At 67.7% G+C, this 16,242-nt stretch carries 9 protein-coding genes and 1 pseudogene; 4 read left to right on the top strand and 6 right to left on the bottom strand.

The window, feature by feature from the left end:
* Positions 1–57: 57 nt before the first annotated feature.
* Together HNR07_RS09695 and HNR07_RS09690 are read left to right on the top strand one after the other, a co-directional pair.
* On the top strand, positions 58–411 hold the full coding sequence (locus tag HNR07_RS09695; RefSeq protein ID WP_184364475.1) for a CU044_2847 family protein: 354 nt from the start codon (positions 58–60) through the stop codon (positions 409–411).
* A 145-nt stretch (positions 412–556) separates the two neighbouring features.
* Positions 557–1,452, top strand: a pseudogene (locus HNR07_RS09690) (IS5 family transposase).
* An 8-nt stretch (positions 1,453–1,460) separates the two neighbouring features.
* On the opposite strand, the gene HNR07_RS09685 reads toward HNR07_RS09690, so the two are convergent.
* Positions 1,461–2,894, bottom strand: a complete 1,434-nt coding sequence (locus HNR07_RS09685; protein ID WP_184360963.1) for an NF041680 family putative transposase — start codon at positions 2,892–2,894, stop codon at positions 1,461–1,463.
* A 184-nt stretch (positions 2,895–3,078) separates the two neighbouring features.
* Here HNR07_RS09685 and HNR07_RS09680 point away from each other — a divergent pair, with 184 nt between their 5' ends.
* Together HNR07_RS09680 and HNR07_RS09675 are read left to right on the top strand one after the other, a co-directional pair.
* Positions 3,079–4,047, top strand: a complete 969-nt coding sequence (locus tag HNR07_RS09680) for a bile acid:sodium symporter family protein (RefSeq protein WP_184364474.1) — start codon at positions 3,079–3,081, stop codon at positions 4,045–4,047.
* Between the two features lie 91 nt (positions 4,048–4,138).
* Complete coding sequence (locus HNR07_RS09675; RefSeq protein WP_184364472.1) at positions 4,139–4,303, top strand: hypothetical protein; 165 nt, start codon at positions 4,139–4,141, stop codon at positions 4,301–4,303.
* Between the two features lie 1,370 nt (positions 4,304–5,673).
* On the opposite strand, the gene HNR07_RS09670 is transcribed toward HNR07_RS09675, so the two are convergent.
* The 5 genes from HNR07_RS09670 to HNR07_RS09650 all read right to left on the bottom strand — a co-directional run bounded on the left by HNR07_RS09670 (position 5,674) and on the right by HNR07_RS09650 (position 16,232).
* Complete coding sequence (locus HNR07_RS09670) at positions 5,674–7,932, bottom strand: GmrSD restriction endonuclease domain-containing protein (protein WP_184364471.1); 2,259 nt, start codon at positions 7,930–7,932, stop codon at positions 5,674–5,676.
* A gap of 76 nt (positions 7,933–8,008) precedes the next feature.
* Positions 8,009–10,117: a UvrD-helicase domain-containing protein gene (locus HNR07_RS09665; RefSeq protein WP_184364470.1), complete on the bottom strand. Its 2,109-nt coding sequence runs from the start codon at positions 10,115–10,117 to the stop codon at positions 8,009–8,011.
* 129 nt (positions 10,118–10,246) lie between these two features.
* Positions 10,247–11,206, bottom strand: a complete 960-nt coding sequence (locus tag HNR07_RS09660) for a serine/threonine-protein kinase (RefSeq protein ID WP_184364469.1) — start codon at positions 11,204–11,206, stop codon at positions 10,247–10,249.
* A gap of 115 nt (positions 11,207–11,321) precedes the next feature.
* Positions 11,322–15,209: a Zn-binding domain-containing protein gene (locus HNR07_RS09655; protein ID WP_184364467.1), complete on the bottom strand. Its 3,888-nt coding sequence runs from the start codon at positions 15,207–15,209 to the stop codon at positions 11,322–11,324.
* A gap of 123 nt (positions 15,210–15,332) precedes the next feature.
* The gene (locus HNR07_RS09650; RefSeq protein ID WP_184362068.1) at positions 15,333–16,232 is read right to left on the bottom strand and encodes a transposase; all 900 of its coding nucleotides are present in this window, start codon (positions 16,230–16,232) and stop codon (positions 15,333–15,335) included.
* Between the last annotated feature and the right edge of the window lie 10 nt (positions 16,233–16,242).

Here is a 16,242-nt window from a genome sequence, read left to right as displayed (position 1 = left end):
TGGCGTGGAGAACTCCCGGTTGGTTAAGATCTCACCTCCCGATTTCTGGAGCTCGAAATGACGGAACCCTTTCTCCGCACGGTCGAGGTGCCGCTGGGCGAGGACGGCACGGAAACCGTTCTGGTCCAGGTGCGCACCGCGGACGATTCCATCGTGCCGGTGGGTCGCGGCGACCGGTCCGTCGCTCGGGCCAGGAAGACCTTCTCCCAGATGCTCGGTACCGTGCGGCCGGTCGCGGAGAGCTTCGTCGGGCAGGTCAGGGGAATGGCGGACGCCCCGGAGGAGGTCACCCTGGAGTTCGGGATCTCACTGTCCGCGGAAGCGGACCTGGTCATCGCGAGCACCACCACCGAGGCCAATTTCGCGGTGAGCCTGAAGTGGAAAAGCAAGCCCGAAGCGAAAAACGGGTGACGAGCCGTGGCGGCTGACCGCTTCAGTTCGGGACCCCGGTGGCCTCCCGTCCAACCGAACCCGGGGAGTAGTGTGCCCCTAGGGCCTGTTCCGCGGATCTTGGTTCTCGAATCTGTGGCTCTGAGCGTCGGTGTACAACCGGTATATGAGCCGCAGATTCGAGCTCACTGACCAAGAGTGGGACCTGATCAGCCCCCTGCTACCCCCGATGACGCCCCAACGCGGAGGCCGCTGGCGTGATCACCGCCAGGTCCTCAACGCGATCATCTACCGGACCCGTACCGGTATCCCCTGGCGTGACCTGCCCGAACGCTATGGCCCCTGGACCACCGCCCAACACCGGCTCCAACGCTGGGAAGCTGATGGCACCTGGGCCCGCATCGAACAACACCTCATCGACACCGATGAGGACACCGACCTGGACGCCCAGATCGACTCCACCGTGGTGCGTGCCCACCAACACGCCGCCGGAGCGCGAAAAGGGGGAAGAGTCCTGAGGACTCACGAGTCGCCCAGGGCCTCGGAAAGTCCAGGGGAGGTTTGAGCACCAAGATCCACACCATTTGCGAGGGCAACGGAAAACCCCTGGTCACCACCCTGACCCCGGGTCAGGACGCCGACACGTTGCAGTTGCCGGTGCTGGTGGGGCTGGTGCGGATCAACCAGCCCGGGCCCGGTCGTCCCCGCACCCGTTTGGAAGGGCTGGCCGGGGACAAGGCCTACAGCTCCAAGGCCAACCGGGACACCCTGCGCACCACGCGGACCCGGTGCACCATCCCCGAGCGTGAGGATCAAAAGACCAACCGCCGCAACCGCGGGTCGGCCGGCGGTAGACCGCCCGACTTCGATCGGGAGGTCTACCGCCAACGCAACCGGGTGGAGCGGTTGATGAACCGGCGCAAGCAGTACCGGGCGCTGGCCACCCGGTATGACAAGCTCGCCACGACCTACCGGGCCACCGTGCGCGTCGCGGACATCCTCATCCGGTTACGCGCACGACCCGACCGCTCCACCCCACAAGATCCACGGAACACGCCCTAGCTTGGCGTTTAACCTGCTTGCTTGGCTCCGGGGTGCCCCGTAGTGCCCGTTTTGTTCTTCTTGGGAACCCCGTATCGGGGAGCTGGACGCTTGTTCTGGCTCCCCACCGGACGCCCCGGACCAGGCCCGCAGGATTTCGGTGCACCCACACACACCGGCAGGTCAGCGCGAATGTACCGAAACCCCCGACGCACCCGCGCCGGACTCATCCGGTCCGCTTCCACCAGCCGATGCCAGGGCAATCTGACCTGACGCGCCAACAACCGGGCCAGACGTAGCTGGGTATAGGCCACCACGACCAGCCAGGACCACCGGTCCGCCGATCGCGGGTCCCGTAGCCGGGGTGCGTTCCACCCCAACGACTGTTTGAGGAAGCGGAAGGTGTGCTCGATGTCGAACCGGCGCAAATAAGCCCACCACATCTGACTGACCTGCTCTGAGCGCATGCCGGTGGCTGAGGACCACAACCACAACGGTTTGGGATCGCGCCGCGAGGGCAAAGCCTGCACCTGCAACAACACCAGGGTGCCCTCGATCACCGGTAGCTCACCGGGGTGCTCGGCCCAGGCTGAGCGGTGGGTCAGCCGGGGATGCATCCGATCCCAGGAGCGCGCGGTGGCACTGCCGTAGCGGCGGGTGGCAGCGGTGGTCACCGTCTCCGGCTCGGGCCAGGTATCGGGGGCGGCCATCCGTAGGGCAGCCCCGTGTTTGGGCGGGCGCCCGTTGGCTGAGATCGGTCGGTGCTCGGCTGGGCCGTAGAGCACCCGGTTGGAGGGCAACCGGCCCACCACCTGAACGGGCAGATCAGCGAGCAGATAGGCCAGACGAGGACTGTCATAGCCCGCGTCAACCACCACCACAATGTCGGGATCGCCCTGCTGGTGGTGTTCAGCCCTGATCAATCGGGCGATCAGCTGGCGGACTTGGTGGGCGGTGACGGTGGTGGGGTCCTCGTCACTGTGCAGGCGGCGCAGGTCCAGGGGCGCGGTCCAGGAGGTGGAGCCCTCTTCCAGTGCGACGATCATGGAGTAGGGCCAGCCCGGGACCATCTCGGCCTGGCCGGTGCCGCGCCCGTAGGTGTGGCACCAGGCCCGGTCAGGGCTGGTCCAGGCGTCCGGGCGCAGCCAGGGGGAGACATCGCAGGCCAACACGATGCGCCCGTGGAAGCGGGGCAGGGGCAGCGAGGCCAGGATCGATCGCAGTTGGGTGGTGTCGATGCTTCCGTGGGCCAGGGCGGCGTAGGCCGAGCCGTGGCCGCGGTGGTGTTCGGGCTCCAGGGAGAGTTGTGCCAGGTGGCGCACGGGGGTCGGGGTGCTGACCAGGGCTTCGCAGACCTCGAAGAGGGCGTCAGCACGTGTGGTCAGGCAGGCGTGGAACTGGGAGCGGAATCGGGCCAATGTCGACAGTGGCTCGACAGGGGTGTGCTGGTGCAGCAGACTCATGGTGACGGCCTTCGTTGTGATCAGGTGTGTTCGTGGTTGAAGCACATGATCACGCGAAGGCCGTTGTGCTGTCCGGGAAACAACGAAGCCCGTGACCGGGACGGTATCCGGTCACGGGCTCGAGGTTAAACGCCAAGCTAGCCCGGGCGCGACACCCTGGGCGCGACGTGGGGAGAAGTACGCGATGACAGTCATCGGGAAGGTCGCCGACTTCGTCGGCAAGTGGTTCGCGATCCTGGTCCTGGCCGGGGCGATCATAGGGCTGCTCATCCCGGCGCAGACCTCGCTCATCGCCCCCCACGTCCCCCTGCTGCTCGCGATCATCATGTTCGGCATGGGCCTGACCATGCGACCGGTGGACTTCGCGATCGTGGCCAAGCACCCCAAGGCCGTGCTGCTGGGGGTGGTTGCCCAGTACACGGTCATGCCGCTGCTGGCCTGGGGCATCGCGCACGCCTTCGGCCTGCCGCCGCTGCTGGTGGTCGGCATGATCCTGGTCGGTGCCTCGCCCGGCGGTACCGCCTCCAACGTGATCGTCTACCTGGCCCGCGGCGACGTGGCGCTCTCGGTCGCGATGACCTCCATCTCCACCCTGCTGGCGCCCTTCCTGACCCCGCTGCTGGTGCTGGGCCTGGCTGGCTCGACCCTGCCGGTCTCCGCGAGCGCCCTGTTCGCGTCGATCCTTCAGGTCGTGCTGCTCCCCGTCATCGCGGGCCTGCTGCTGCGCACCTTCGCCGAGCGTTTCGTGACACCGCTCCTGCCACTGATGCCGCTGGTATCGGTCACCGGCATCGTGCTGGTCGTCGCCGGTGTGGTGGGCGCCAACGCCGACGCCGTGCTCACCACCGGCCTGTTGCTGGCCCTGGCCGTGATCGCGCACAACACCCTCGGCCTGACCGTCGGTTACCTGGTGGGCTACTTCGGACGGATGCCCGAGAGCGCCCGCCGCGCGGTGAGCGTGGAGGTCGGCATGCAGAACTCGGGGCTGGCCGCGAGCCTGGCCACCACCCACTTCGAGCCCGTCGCCGCGCTGCCCGGGGCGCTGTTCTCGGTCTGGCACAACCTGTCCGGCGCGGCCGTGGCCACCTACTGGGCACGCAGGGCTCCCGAGGAGGAGGGCACCGAGGAGGCCAGGGAACCCGAGCGTTCCTGACACGCCGGGGCTTGCCCCACACCAGTCTCACGTGACACGCTCGCCCCTGACATCTGCCTGACATCCCCCACGCACGACGAGGACGGATCACGTGGCCGCCCGCAAGAAGAAGCGCAAGCCCGGACGCGGTAAGAACGACATCCACCGGGGCCCCACCCGCGACCCGGGGCCGACCGGGAACGTGGGCTGTTACTTCATCTTCTTCTCGATGCTCGCCATCGGCCTGATCGTCCTGCTGTTGGAGATCTTCACCTAGGCTCGCCGAGTTCCGCCCCGGCCGTCATCGGCTGAAGCTGCGGCGCAGGTCGGGGCGGACGCAAACCAGCAGGTCGGGCAGGTACTCCGGGCCGACCACTTCTTGGTCTCGCCACCGCGCGGGTTCGGCCGGGAACCTCCGCCGTGGGAGCCAGGCGGAGCTGGAGGACCGGACGGGCGGGTGTCTGCGGGAACCGAATCCCGCACATCCTGGGGGAGCGATCCCGGCGCAACCGGGACGGGTTCACGAACACCCATGTCGGATCCCTGTCAAGGGCCCGAACAGACCGCTGACCCCCGTCGCCGGGCGACGGGGGTTTCAATACGGGAATCTGCTGGAGAAACTCGGGGCTCAAGGACCGGACGAGTCCCGCCGCGACCGGGACCCCACGGGACACCCGAGCATGCGGCTGTCCCGTGCGCCCCAACCCCTGAGCTGCCAGTGGCAGCTGAGGACTTGGGACTTCCCCGAGAATCGCAAGGACTCCCTGGTCGGAGTACCCCAAGGGTTTCGGGGCCTCAGTCCCGAAAAACATGGAACCGTCTCCGAAGCGCTATCCGAAGTGATGTTTGAACAACGGATTCGGAATCAGGGCACATGAAGGAGGGCGTTTCCCAAGTGGAAACCCTTCGGAGAGTGACCCTGCAACGTGGCTCCCCAACGCCCGTGCGGCGGCACGGAGGGACGGACTCTCTCGGGGATCTCACCGACACCGTCTGGAAGGTCTGGGGCCGGGTCGTCTGGATCCGCGCCTCGGCGCCGTTTTCCCGTCCAGTTCCGGTCGGTGGTGCTGTACACCTTGGGGCCGGTCGCCGCGACCACGTACACCGGGCCGGTGCCGGCGTCCGGGTCCGAGACCTGCCATGCCGTGACAACGCTGTGGACAGGTCGCGACCCGTGGTCTTCGCGCCAGTGAACGAGACCGCCCCGAACGGTCCCGCCCGAAGGTCCTCCCCACACCTCAGCGCATGCGCTTCCACGGATTGCCGGTTCCCACACCCGGTAAACCTGGCCTGAAACGGCCATCAGTGATCATCCGAGGCAGCCACATTGACACCCGGCCGCTGCGAGGCTGAGCATATGCGACACATCGCCCCTTGCTCCGGTCTTCTCGTGCTCGCCCTCCTGGCGACCCCGAACGTCTCCATCGAACGCCTCGCCGCGAGTCCGCCGCCCCCGAACACACCGGGCCCCGCCACGTCCCTCCAGTGCGGTCCCCGCCGGCCTGCTCCGCTCCCGCACAGGCCACCGCGCTGCGGCTACCGGTAACCCGGCGGCGACGGCGGGCCCCCGAAGGTTTCCGAGGGGCACGCCGTCGCCCCGCGCAGCCCGGTGGCCCCGCACTCCCCAGCCGGTCGGCCCGCCAGGAATCAGCTCTCCAGGAACCGGTACCCGAACTGCTCCAGGCGGGTCCGTGCCCTCGCCAGCTCCTCCTCGGTGAACAGCGGAGCGAACTCCGGCTGTAGCACCAGCGCCTCCACCGTCAGATCCAGCCGCCCCCGCTCCCACAGGTTCGCGAACCCGTCGGAGACTGCCGGAACGCTCAGCAGCTGGCGAGCCGTCCCCAGCGGGCCCAGCTCGGACAGCATCCCCAGGTAGCCGGAGGCGGTGTAGTCGGCCTCGCGTTTGGCCCGCTCGTAGAGCGACAGCATGGCCTTGCCGAAGTCCGTGGTCTCGGGCGCCGCGGACTCGGGCTCCTCGACCGACTCCTCCCAGGAGGACGGAGCGGAGGACTCCTGGCTCAGGCGCTCGACGAACCCCCGCAGGGAATCCACCGAGGTGAAGACCTCATAGCCCAGCTCCTGCAACCTGGGCAGGTCCGCCTGCTCCGGGTCCAGCTCCAGGACGACCGGCTTGCCCACACCTCGTTGGAGACCTTCGGCCCAGAAGGCCTCTGCTTCGGCGATGACCCGGCCGCGCACCGGGTCGCTGATCACGGTGTCCAGTTCCGGTTCGGCGTACCCCGCCTCGCGCAGCGCCTCGACCAGTTCCTTGACCTGAAGCGTCCGGGGGTCGTCCGCCCGTTCCGTGGTGACGGTGAGCGGGCTCAGCGTGGCCTCCTCGACCGACGCCGAGCCCTCCAACAGCTCCTCGAGGAACTCCTGGGCGGAAGCGGCCAGGAGTTCCCGGCGGACCGTTAGGAAGTCGCCGTAGCGCTCCGGATGCCACAGCTCCGGGTCGGTCGGAATCCACTGCGAGGCCAGCACCCCCGGATGCGCTGCCTCGGCCTCCGCCAGGTACTCGTGTGGTGGGCGGCCTGCCGCGGCGGCGACGCTCTCCTCGGTGAGGAAGCAGAAGTTGGCGATGGCGTCGGACTTGCCCTCGTGCCCGCGCAGCAGCTCGGTGGAGAAGAGGTTGCGGCGGTGCAGTTGCGGGCGCTCCCCGAGGCTCTCCGCAGTCAGCACCTGGCCACTACCCAGGTCACGGGCACCGCGGGCCCGCACGAGCAGGTACAGCAGCGGGTAGAAGCGTCCTCCCTGGGTGCCCTCGAAGTCATCCGGACGCACCGTTAGAGACCCGCTGCGAGACCGCTTCAGGGCATCGATCAGCGCGTCGACCCCGCCCTGCGCCGCCCGCTCGTAGTCCCGTTGCAGTGTGGTCTCGGTCGTGGCGCTGTACCGAGCCCACAGCGCAGAGTGCATGTACCAGTACAGAACCTTGTCCCGGTGGGCCCGGTCGTCGAAGGCGCCGCCGTTGAGCTCCAGGAGCAGGACCGCCACGGGGAGCGAGGAACGGCTCTTGAGCACCCGGTCGTGATCGAGCCCCAACCGTCCCCGCACTGCTTCCAGGAAGGTGCCGGTGTGCGCAATCGACTTCTCCAGCGCCGAACGGAACTCCTCGGCTTCCACCTTGCTCAAGTGCTCGAACTGCGAGCGGCGGGTCGCGACCGCGGTCACCACCCGCAGCAGCCAGTCGAGGCCGAACTTGTAGCCGTCCTTCTCCCACTCGTCTATGGCCTGGCGCATCACCCTGCGCGCGTCCGGCCACTGCGCGCACACCCTCGCCAGGGCCAGGTCGCCCTTGGACAGCTTGGTGCCCCCGGAGTTGACCCGGTTGAAGATGTCGACAACCTCGTCGATGTCCTTGTCGACCCCGGTGATCTTCTCCTGGTGAAACTCTCGGCCAGTCACCTGGTGCAGCTGGTTCAGGTTCTCCAGGAAGGTGGTGGTCTGGTCGGGGTAGGCGTCCTGGAGACTACGCAGGAAGTGGATCGGTCCCTGCGCGAACAGCTCGCTCACGCTCACCCACCGCGGGTCGCCCGACATCTTCGTGGGCATGTAGAACGCGAAGTCTTCGGTCTCCACGTTGAAGTACACCCCGGTGAAGGCCTTGGGATCACCGTCGAAGAAGGCGGGTGGGTTCCCCTTGATCACCCCGTACAGAGAGGTGATGCGCTGCTGCCCGTCCAACAACATCAGGTACGGGCCGTTGCCGGGGGTGCCGCCCCGGGCGGAGAGGTCGGCGTCGGAGGTCTCCCACATGAGCAGACTGCCCACCGGGTGGCCCAGGTACATGGAACGCATCAGGCCACGTACCTGGTCCCGGTTCCAGACGTATCCGCGTTGGAACTCGGGCAGGAGGACGGTTCCGGCGTCGATCTGGTCGAGGAGCACGGACAGTTTCGCCATGGGGCGGTGACTTTCTCGTCAGGGGTTCGTCTGGGGAAGACCGGTATTGCGGAAGGACATCGCCTTCAGATCGCCTTCAGGGGGACAAGATCGCCTCGATGAACGGGCTCGGGTTCTCGTGCCAGCTCACACTCAGCTGCTCGCGTGCGCGCGTACACGCCACGAACAACAGGCTGCGCTCGCGCATCAGGTCGCGCGCGTACGCACCGGGATCCTCCACTTCGGGTGTCAGGCTCTTCGGCGCGGGGAGCTTGCTGTCCGCGGCACCGACCACGGCCATGCACCGGAACTCCAGACCCTTCATGCGGTGCATCGTTCCCACGGCCACCTCGTCCTCGGGGGTGTTCCCCTTGGCCAGGGCCCGGGCGGAGACGCCCTGCCGGTCCAGCTCCGCCACCACCTGCTCCACGACGCGATTGGACCTGGCCGCCACCCCGATCTCCCCGGGGAGCACACCGGCTTCGGTCCAGGAGCGCACGGTGTGCACCAGGTGTTCCAGTTCCGCCTGCCAGGTGGCCAACCCCGTCAACACCGGTTCCGCGCCGCGCATCTCCGAGCGGCAGCCGGAGATCGAGTCCGCCCCGCCGTCCAGGTCGTCCACGCTCTGCCCGCGCATCAGCCCCAGACTCCACTCCAGGATCTGCGCGGTGGTCCGGTAGTTGATCCGCAGCTTGGCTGACCGTCCGCGGATGTTGATTCCGACCTCCGCCAGACTCACCTGCGGGCCGTAGAGGCGCTGGTGCGTGTCCCCGGCGATGAAAAGGTCGTCGGCGCCCTCGTCGACCGCCGCACGCAGGAGCCGCCACTGCCCCGGATTCAGGTCCTGGGCCTCGTCCACCACGATGTGCTCGAAGGGGCGGGAGCCCTCTTCCCCGAGCAGGCGGGCGGCCTCCTCGGTGACGGTCTCGTACGTCCACAGGTTCTGCTCCGCCAACAGCGCGCGGAACCCCGTGATCGCCTGCCACACCCGGGCCCGGTGGGCCGCGCTCATCCCGCGACCGCGACCGGTCCGCTTCGCCGCCAGGTACTCGGCGGCGGTCTCGACCTTGCGGGCCAGCACCACCTGGCGCCACTCCTCGGCCAGGAAACCGGGGGAGAAGTCCAGGCCGAGCTCCTCCAGCACCTGCTCCCACAGCTGGCGCTCACGCTGCGGGGACAGCAGGTCGAGCCCGCCGTGGGCCTCCCGGAACACCCGGTTGGCCAGCCGGTCCACGTGCTCCACCCGCACCCGGGAGAGCACCTCATCGGCGTCCCCGGCGGCGTCGTTCTCCGCCAGCAGCCGCAGACTGGACTCCAGCGCGTCTGCCAGGGTGGAGGTGAACGTGGTCAGCAGGACCCGGCCGCCCGTACGGGCCAGCCGGTGCGCGCGGTGGATGGCCACGACGGTCTTGCCCGTCCCGGGGCCGCCGCTCACCCTGGCCGGCCCCCGATAGGAGGCCTCCACCACCGAACGCTGCACGGGGTGCAGGTAGATCCGCCACAGGTCGAACGGGTGCGCCAGCGCGGACATCAGCTCTTCGGGGCCCTCGACCAGAAGTACCCGGTCGGAGCTGCGCCGCACGGCCGCGTCCAGGTCGTGCGGGTCCACGTCCTCGACGATGGCCGGTCCCAGCTCCGCCCACACCTCTTCGGGTGTCATACCGGACGCCAAGCCGTACAGGACGTCCCACTGCACCGGTGGCAGCAGTCCGCGGGCGGCCTCCAACTGGAACGGCGCGGTGAGCACACGGGCCAGCGGCAGCGTGTGCTCGTCGATCCCCAGCCGCCGCAGCTCGGAGTCCTTGACGTTCTCGAACAACCGCTCGGGCGCGCTCCTGGCCATCCGTTCCATGTGCGGCAGGCTCGCGTCCAGAGCCGCCACGTCCCGGATCTCCACCCCGCCGGTGGCCAGGTTCACCGACGCCTTGCGGCGCTTGGCCCAGTCGTAGGCCTCGTCGTGCCCCATGACCCGCAGGAGCGTGTAGGTATCGCCGCTCTCGGGGGCCAACACCACACCGCGCCAGTACTGGTCGATACGGATGGTGCGGAAACGGTCGTCGCGGGCGCCGGTGATCTTCTCCAGGTGCAGCCCCGCGTGCGTGGCCTCCTCGAACTTGGCGAACACCTCGCCCACCCGTTCTCGCACAGGTTTTTCGAGGTTGGGGAATTCCTTGAGAAGGTCCAGGTGCAGAGCGAGTCGAGCCACGGGTGGGTCGTCCTAGCGTCGGGGTTTCGGGGGCCCTGGGTGGGATCGGGAACCAACTTAACGCGTTCCCGAACACGGCACCGGAGGCGTTCGGGCAGGTTGCCCACTCGTTACCCGAATTGTCCGAGATCAGGAATGCGCAGGTGTGAACACCCGGGCCAGGGCCGCGCCGTACATCCTTTGCGGGCTGGGCAGCGACGGCGGGTGCAGCACACCGGGCATCGGCTCCAGTTCCTGAGCGAACCGGATCAGCCGCTCGTACACCTCCACGGCACCGGCGGGGCGGTTCTCCGGCTGCTTCTCCAACAGGGCGTTCACCACCTCGGCCAGCTCCGGCGGTACCTCCGGCCGCAGGTCACGCACCCTGACCGGGTCCTTGCCCACCTGCTTGGAGGCCACGGCGAACGAGGTGGAGGCGGTGAACACGGGTTGCCCGGTGAGCATCTCGTACACCGTGCATCCCAGGGAGTACAGGTCACCGCGGGCGCTCGTCGTCCCGGACATCAACTGTTCGGGGGCCATGTACGCGGGTGTTCCCGGAGTGTGCCCCGCCCGGGTGATCTGAGACATGTCGGTGCGGCCCAGCGCCACCGCCAACCCGAAGTCGAGGACCTTCACCGTTCCGTCCGGCTCCAGCATCAGGTTGCCCGGCTTCAGGTCCCGGTGCACCAGCGAAGCCCGGTGCGCCACGGCCAGTACCGCGCACACCTGGGCCGCCACCCCGGACGCCCAGCCCACGGACAGCTGCTCCTGCTCGGCGACGAGATCGGCCACACTCACCCCGTGGATGCGCTGCATGACCAGGTAGGGCTGCTCCTCCTCGGGCGCGCTCATCCCGAAGACCGTGGGCACCCCGGGGTGCTGCAGTTCAGCGGTGATCCGGGCCTCGCGGGTGAACCTGCGCACCAGCTCGGCCCGCTCGCCGTCGTCGCAGTCCCGCGGGAAGCGGATGAACTTGACCGCCACCTCCCGCCCCAGCCGGACGTCGCGCCCCTCCCACACCTCACCCATCCCGCCCCGGGCCAGCGGTGCGGTGCTGAGCCTGTAGCGCCCGTCCAACAGCCGCGAGTGCCGTGCCGTCTCGGTCATGCCGCGTACTTCCCCCACCCTGGTACTTTCGCCCGACGCTATCGCACCGCGGGCCGCCGTCCCGTAGGGAAAACACACGGGTGGCCCTCCCCAAGGGAGGGGGCTCAGGCATGGGTCAGGGCCCTACCAAGGGTCCCAGGACATTGAGGGCGTCCCTGCGCCGGAGCAGGTCGTGCACGGTCTGGTTACGGTAGGTGCGCAAGCACCCGTAGCAAGAGGTCTCCGTCCCGCAGTCGCACTCGTTCACCCTTGCGAAGGCGGCCTTGAGCACGGTGCCGAAGTGTTTCGAGATCCTCTCGGCGCCACCGGCACCGCCCGGAACGGTGTCGAAGAGCACCAGACTCTTGCTGCGGTCCCTACCGTGGTGCACGGTGCCCCCGATGTCCTCTCGGCTGATCTCCAAAGCGGAGGAGGCACCTTCCAAAAGCGCGTAGAGCAGGGACTGGCGTGCTGTTTCGGAAATGTCTCCCAGTTCGAGCGGCCCCTCGAACCGCACCGACATCAGATCCGTCTCGTAACGGTGTCCCAGTGCGCGGAGGCTGATCGGTCCGGTGCACTCGTCCCCGCTCGCCGGTTTGCGGTGCTTCTTGGGGAAGGCCCGGTTGTGCGGTACAGGCTCGCCCCAACCGCACCACTCGCACAGGTGGAACCCGGCCCAGTTCTTTCCCTCGGAGACCGCCACGAGCTCACCCCGGCTCCCGCTCAGGCAGTGTGCCAGACCGCCGTTGCCCAGCGACCATGCCTTCTTCTGCGGGTGCTCCGCGAGTCGGCGTACCTCGACGAACCCGTTCCAGGAACGTTCCGGAGGAGTTCGGCCCACGGCCTCGGCCTTGGGCGCCGAGACAAAACCGAACTCGGGCACGCTGTACACCATCGTCCGTCCCCTGGTGCTGCCGCAGGCACCGCATGCGGCAGACAGGTTTCGGGCGGTCTGGTCGGCCTGCTCGAAGTAGCCGCAGTCGGGGCAGCGCCTGTAGTGGTACTCCGGCAATCCTCGGTCGGGTAGACGGTACACACCGGCGGAGACCCACCGCTTGCCGCCAGCCACGATTGATGACCCGGGCGCGTACTCGTGGATGGCCGCGGTGAGGTCGCGGGTGAGTTCGAGTTTCGCGCCGGTGGCGTCGGCGTGCACCGTGCGCAGTTCCACCGTGTCAACCGGGAACCCGTATTTGGGCAGGATGTTCTTGGTGGACAGGAACCCCAGGAGGTCTCTGCCGCGGATCGTGTTGGCGGTCCTGCGGAAGTGTCCGGCCAGCCGGTCGTTTCCTTCCTCGAATGACTTCAACCGCCTCTTCCGTAGCCACTCCAGTTCACGTTCGACCTCCGCCTGGGCCTTCTTGACCATGCTCACGAGCTCTTCGGCCCAGGCCTGGCCGGCGAGGTCCATGTGACGGGCCACTTCCGCGGGCAGGATCTGCTCCAGAGACCGGGTGATGCGGTCGGGTACCGGGTCTAGGAACGAGCCCAGCAGCTGTGTCGGCGACGGGCCGCTCTCCTGGGCGGGGCAGAAGAAGTCGCCCACCTTGTTCCAGAGCACGCCGCTTTCTTGGAAGTGGTGTCGGAAGAATGCGGACAGCGCCACCGAGTGCGCGTGCCTGCGGTCGATTCGCACGTTTTCCAGGGGAACGAAGGGCGTGGGCATCTTACCGCTGATCATCTCCTCGGGTCGCTGGTAGCGGAAGAGGTCGTGGGAACGCCGCATCGCGTGCGTGACGACCAGCGCCGCGGAACTGACCCGCCGTCCGGCACGGCCCGCGCGCTGCACGTAGTTGGCCGTGGTCGGCGGCATGTTCCGCATGAAAACCGCCTGCAGCTCACCGACGTCCACCCCCAGTTCGAAGGTGGTCGAACACGACAGGGCGTTCACTTTCCCCTTGATGAAGTCCTGTTGGATGGTGGCCGCCTCGGTGTTGGTCCACTGCGCGGTGTGTTCCTGGGCGTGGAGCGGGACCGGGTTCATGTTCTGGTACAAGTGGCGGTGGTGGTCCCGGTCCAGCTCGGGATCAGTGGGATCCATCGGAACGAGCTTGCCGGTGCAGTTCATCGTGGGACACACCCCGCGCACCGATACCGGGTTCGGCTTGCGGCAGGAATCGCATTCGAAAGGCGTGTTGTCCGGTCCCACCGGAGTGATACGGAGGAAGGTGTGGTCAACCTGGTACACCACACCGGTCTGCTTGGAGTTGTGCGTGGCCAGCCATCCCTGGGGTGTGTCACGGAGCAGAGCCCACAACTTCGCCAGGACCTCCCTGGGGTCAAGGTCGCAGCCGGTCTCCCTTAGCACTCGGGTGAGGTAGTCCAGGCGTCGGTTGTTCCTGGTCTTGGACGAAGGGGACCAGCTCAACTGCTTGCGTTTGCTGTGTGCTCCGTCGCCCCGCATGTAGATAGGGCCCAACCGTGGATCGAAGGCGGGATCGTTGGGCTTCACCCCGTCCGGCATGGTCACGACCCCTTGGAGCCGCACGGTGCGGACCAGCTCGCCCAGTAGGTCCCAGGCCTCCGCCATCTCCAATCCGAGAAGGCGGGCGGACCCCGGCGCCAGTACGTCCTCCTCCGGTCTGAGCATCTCCACCCGGATCAGCCCGCGACCTTCCAGAGACTGTCGTTCGGTGGTTGAGATCAGCTCGCTCATCACCCACAGCCCGGCTTCGCGCATTCTGGTCGTGTGGGAGTCCAGGTGACTGAAGCAGTGAGCCCGCTCGGCCGTCTCCATGGCCTTCTCGGTGGTGTCCCGGACAGACAGTCCACCAGGGACGTCCCCGGCTTCGAGAAGGCCCTGAAGTATCAGCCGCCGCCGTTGCAGTAACTGGTAGTCGTCCTCCAAACGAGGTGCGAAGTAGGCGGCTGCCTGGCGGCTGTCGCTGAAAGCGAGGAGTTTGCGTCCCCCGCCGGGCTGATTGGCGATTTCGGAGTCACTGTCTTCGGGAAGCGCCTGGTAGAGGGTGGTGGCGACCACCGTGGTAGCAGCGTCTTCACGGCTGCGGAAGCGTTTGATAGCGCCTACCCCGCGATAACCACAGGTGAGGCAGTGGGCGGTCCCCTTCTCGGAGGACCGGAACTGCTGAGCTGGACGTACTGCACGGTCCAGGCAGTTCGGTTGACAGGGGGAGTCGGGTTTCCCGGTCAGAGTCCCGCACCCCGTGCACAGATACCGCTCGGACACCTTGGCCGTGTCCTTCCCCGCCAAGGTGTCGTCGTCCTCGTCCATGGAGTCGACGGACTCTCCGAGGTGAAGCCAGACCACGGGCTCCCGATCCGTCCGCTGTGGAAGGAACCGGGACGGCTCCTCTTCCTTGTGGACCACCCCGACCAGGTAGGAGTCGCCACACCGCTGGCAGGCGGCCAACTCGAAGGTGGGTCGGCCGCAACCTGTGCGGGCACAGGTCTCGTGCCTGGCCAGGGAGACGTGCGGACGTTCGTTGTGAAGGCAGGCGAAGGCGCCGTCGGTAGCCCTGGTGAACAAGTGGTACCTGGCGGACAGCAGGGGAGTACCATCGGCTCCCCGCAATCGGCTGCCCAACGCCACCAAAGCCGTCAGAGCCTTGAGCCTCTCCTCCAAGACCGGCGGGTCGGTATCGGCGCCGAACACCCGATCGGCCAGGTCCGGAAGGGAGCAAGGGCCGCTGGCCAGTATTTCGCGTAACCGCCGCATCCTGATCTCCGCGGCGAGCAGGGCCGTGGGAGCCGCCGGATCCACCCCGTGGGAGAGGGCGGCGATCCCGGTGAGTGCTGGGCCCGGGTCGGCCTCGTCCAGCAGAGAGCTGTAGGCGGAGACGGGCAACGGGCCCCACTCCGGGAGCTCCTCGGCACTTCGCAGGGTGGCGCGGACCAGGTCCTGTTGTTCTGGTACCCCGTCCTTCCAGACGAAGGGGGAGTTGAAGAACAGCTTGCTCGCGAACGTCATCACCTCGGTCGCTTTATCGCCGACGGTCGCGCTGGTCGCGATGCACTGCAGCTTCCTGCGGGGCGCGACCCGGTCGCGCAGCCGGCGCAGGAGCATGGCGATCTCGGCGGCCTTGGCCCCGTCGTAGACGTGGGCCTCGTCCAGGGCGATGAAGCGCCAGTGCCCCGCGTGCGCGCCCTCGAACAGGTCTAGATCGTTGATGGGGGTTTGGTGTCCTGGTCAGTGGTCGTAGGCGATCAGGGACCGCTTGACCGGGGCACCGATCAACCAGTTGTGCCAGATCGCGGCGTTGAGCGCGCAAATCCTCTGACAGGTGCGCGCCCACAACCCTTCCGTGGTGCGGGCCGCGTGACGCTCCAACCCCAGCTGGTTCTTCAACGTCCAGATCACCGCCTCAACGCGTTGGCGCAGCCAGGAGGGGAACACCTTCACGTCGGGTTCGGGCTCATCCTCGCGGATCGGGCGGATGAGTAGATAACCCAGCTCAGCCGCATCAGCCTCGATCTTGGCTCCGGCGAAGCCCTTGTCACACACGATCGGGGCCGGCCCGGGAGCGCAGGCCTGAACGTGCAGCAGGTGCAGGGCCTGAGCACGCTCGTCCAGCTCTTTGGGATGAGCCAGGCTGAACGCGCACACCGCTCCCTCGGTGGTGGTGATGAGCATGAGCTTGGCGCCCCAGTAGAAGGCGTGGTGGGAGACGTCGCGTCCGTATCCGGCGATCTCGCCCAGCATGGAGCGGTTGACCGTGGTGCGCGAAGCACCGCAGCGCAGTGGGGTTCCGTCCATCAACCGCAGCCGCTCCCACCAGGTAGGCACGGCCCTGGCCAACCACATCGCTGCTGTGAACAGGGCCGGTGCCAGATCGCGCAGGTGGCGGTTGTACTCGGACTGGCCGGGCAGGCGGGGGAAGAGGTGGCCGATCCGGGCCGGTGCGGCGCGCAGCCAGTGGCGCTCTGAGTCATGGCGCAGCAGGACTTGGGCGATGGCCACGCACACGAGTTCTGGGTCGGTGAGCAGCCTTTTGGGGCCGCGTTTGCGGGGTTGTTCACGCGAAGGCAGGACGTGGTCGTCCAGATGGACGTAGAGTGCGGTCAGAAGGGCGTCAAGGTTGGTCGTCACACACCGATCC

It is taken from the genome of Nocardiopsis metallicus (assembly GCF_014201115.1).
Taxonomy (GTDB): domain Bacteria; phylum Actinomycetota; class Actinomycetes; order Streptosporangiales; family Streptosporangiaceae; genus Nocardiopsis; species Nocardiopsis metallicus.
The sequence above is the reverse complement of the archived record's forward strand: the minus strand, read 5'-3'. Positions and strand labels throughout refer to the sequence as shown.

Bases quoted from the DNA above. Each gene is read 5' to 3' on its own strand.
- HNR07_RS09685 (WP_184360963.1), bottom strand. From the start codon at position 2,894: ATGAGTCTGCTGCACCAGCACACCCCTGTCGAGCCACTGTCGACATTG.
- HNR07_RS09680 (WP_184364474.1), top strand. From the start codon at position 3,079: ATGACAGTCATCGGGAAGGTCGCCGACTTCGTCGGCAAGTGGTTCGCG.
- HNR07_RS09655 (WP_184364467.1), bottom strand. From the start codon at position 15,209: ATGCTCCTGCGCCGGCTGCGCGACCGGGTCGCGCCCCGCAGGAAGCTG.
- HNR07_RS09695 (WP_184364475.1), top strand. From the start codon at position 58: ATGACGGAACCCTTTCTCCGCACGGTCGAGGTGCCGCTGGGCGAGGAC.
- HNR07_RS09660 (WP_184364469.1), bottom strand. From the start codon at position 11,206: ATGACCGAGACGGCACGGCACTCGCGGCTGTTGGACGGGCGCTACAGG.
- HNR07_RS09670 (WP_184364471.1), bottom strand. From the start codon at position 7,932: ATGGCGAAACTGTCCGTGCTCCTCGACCAGATCGACGCCGGAACCGTC.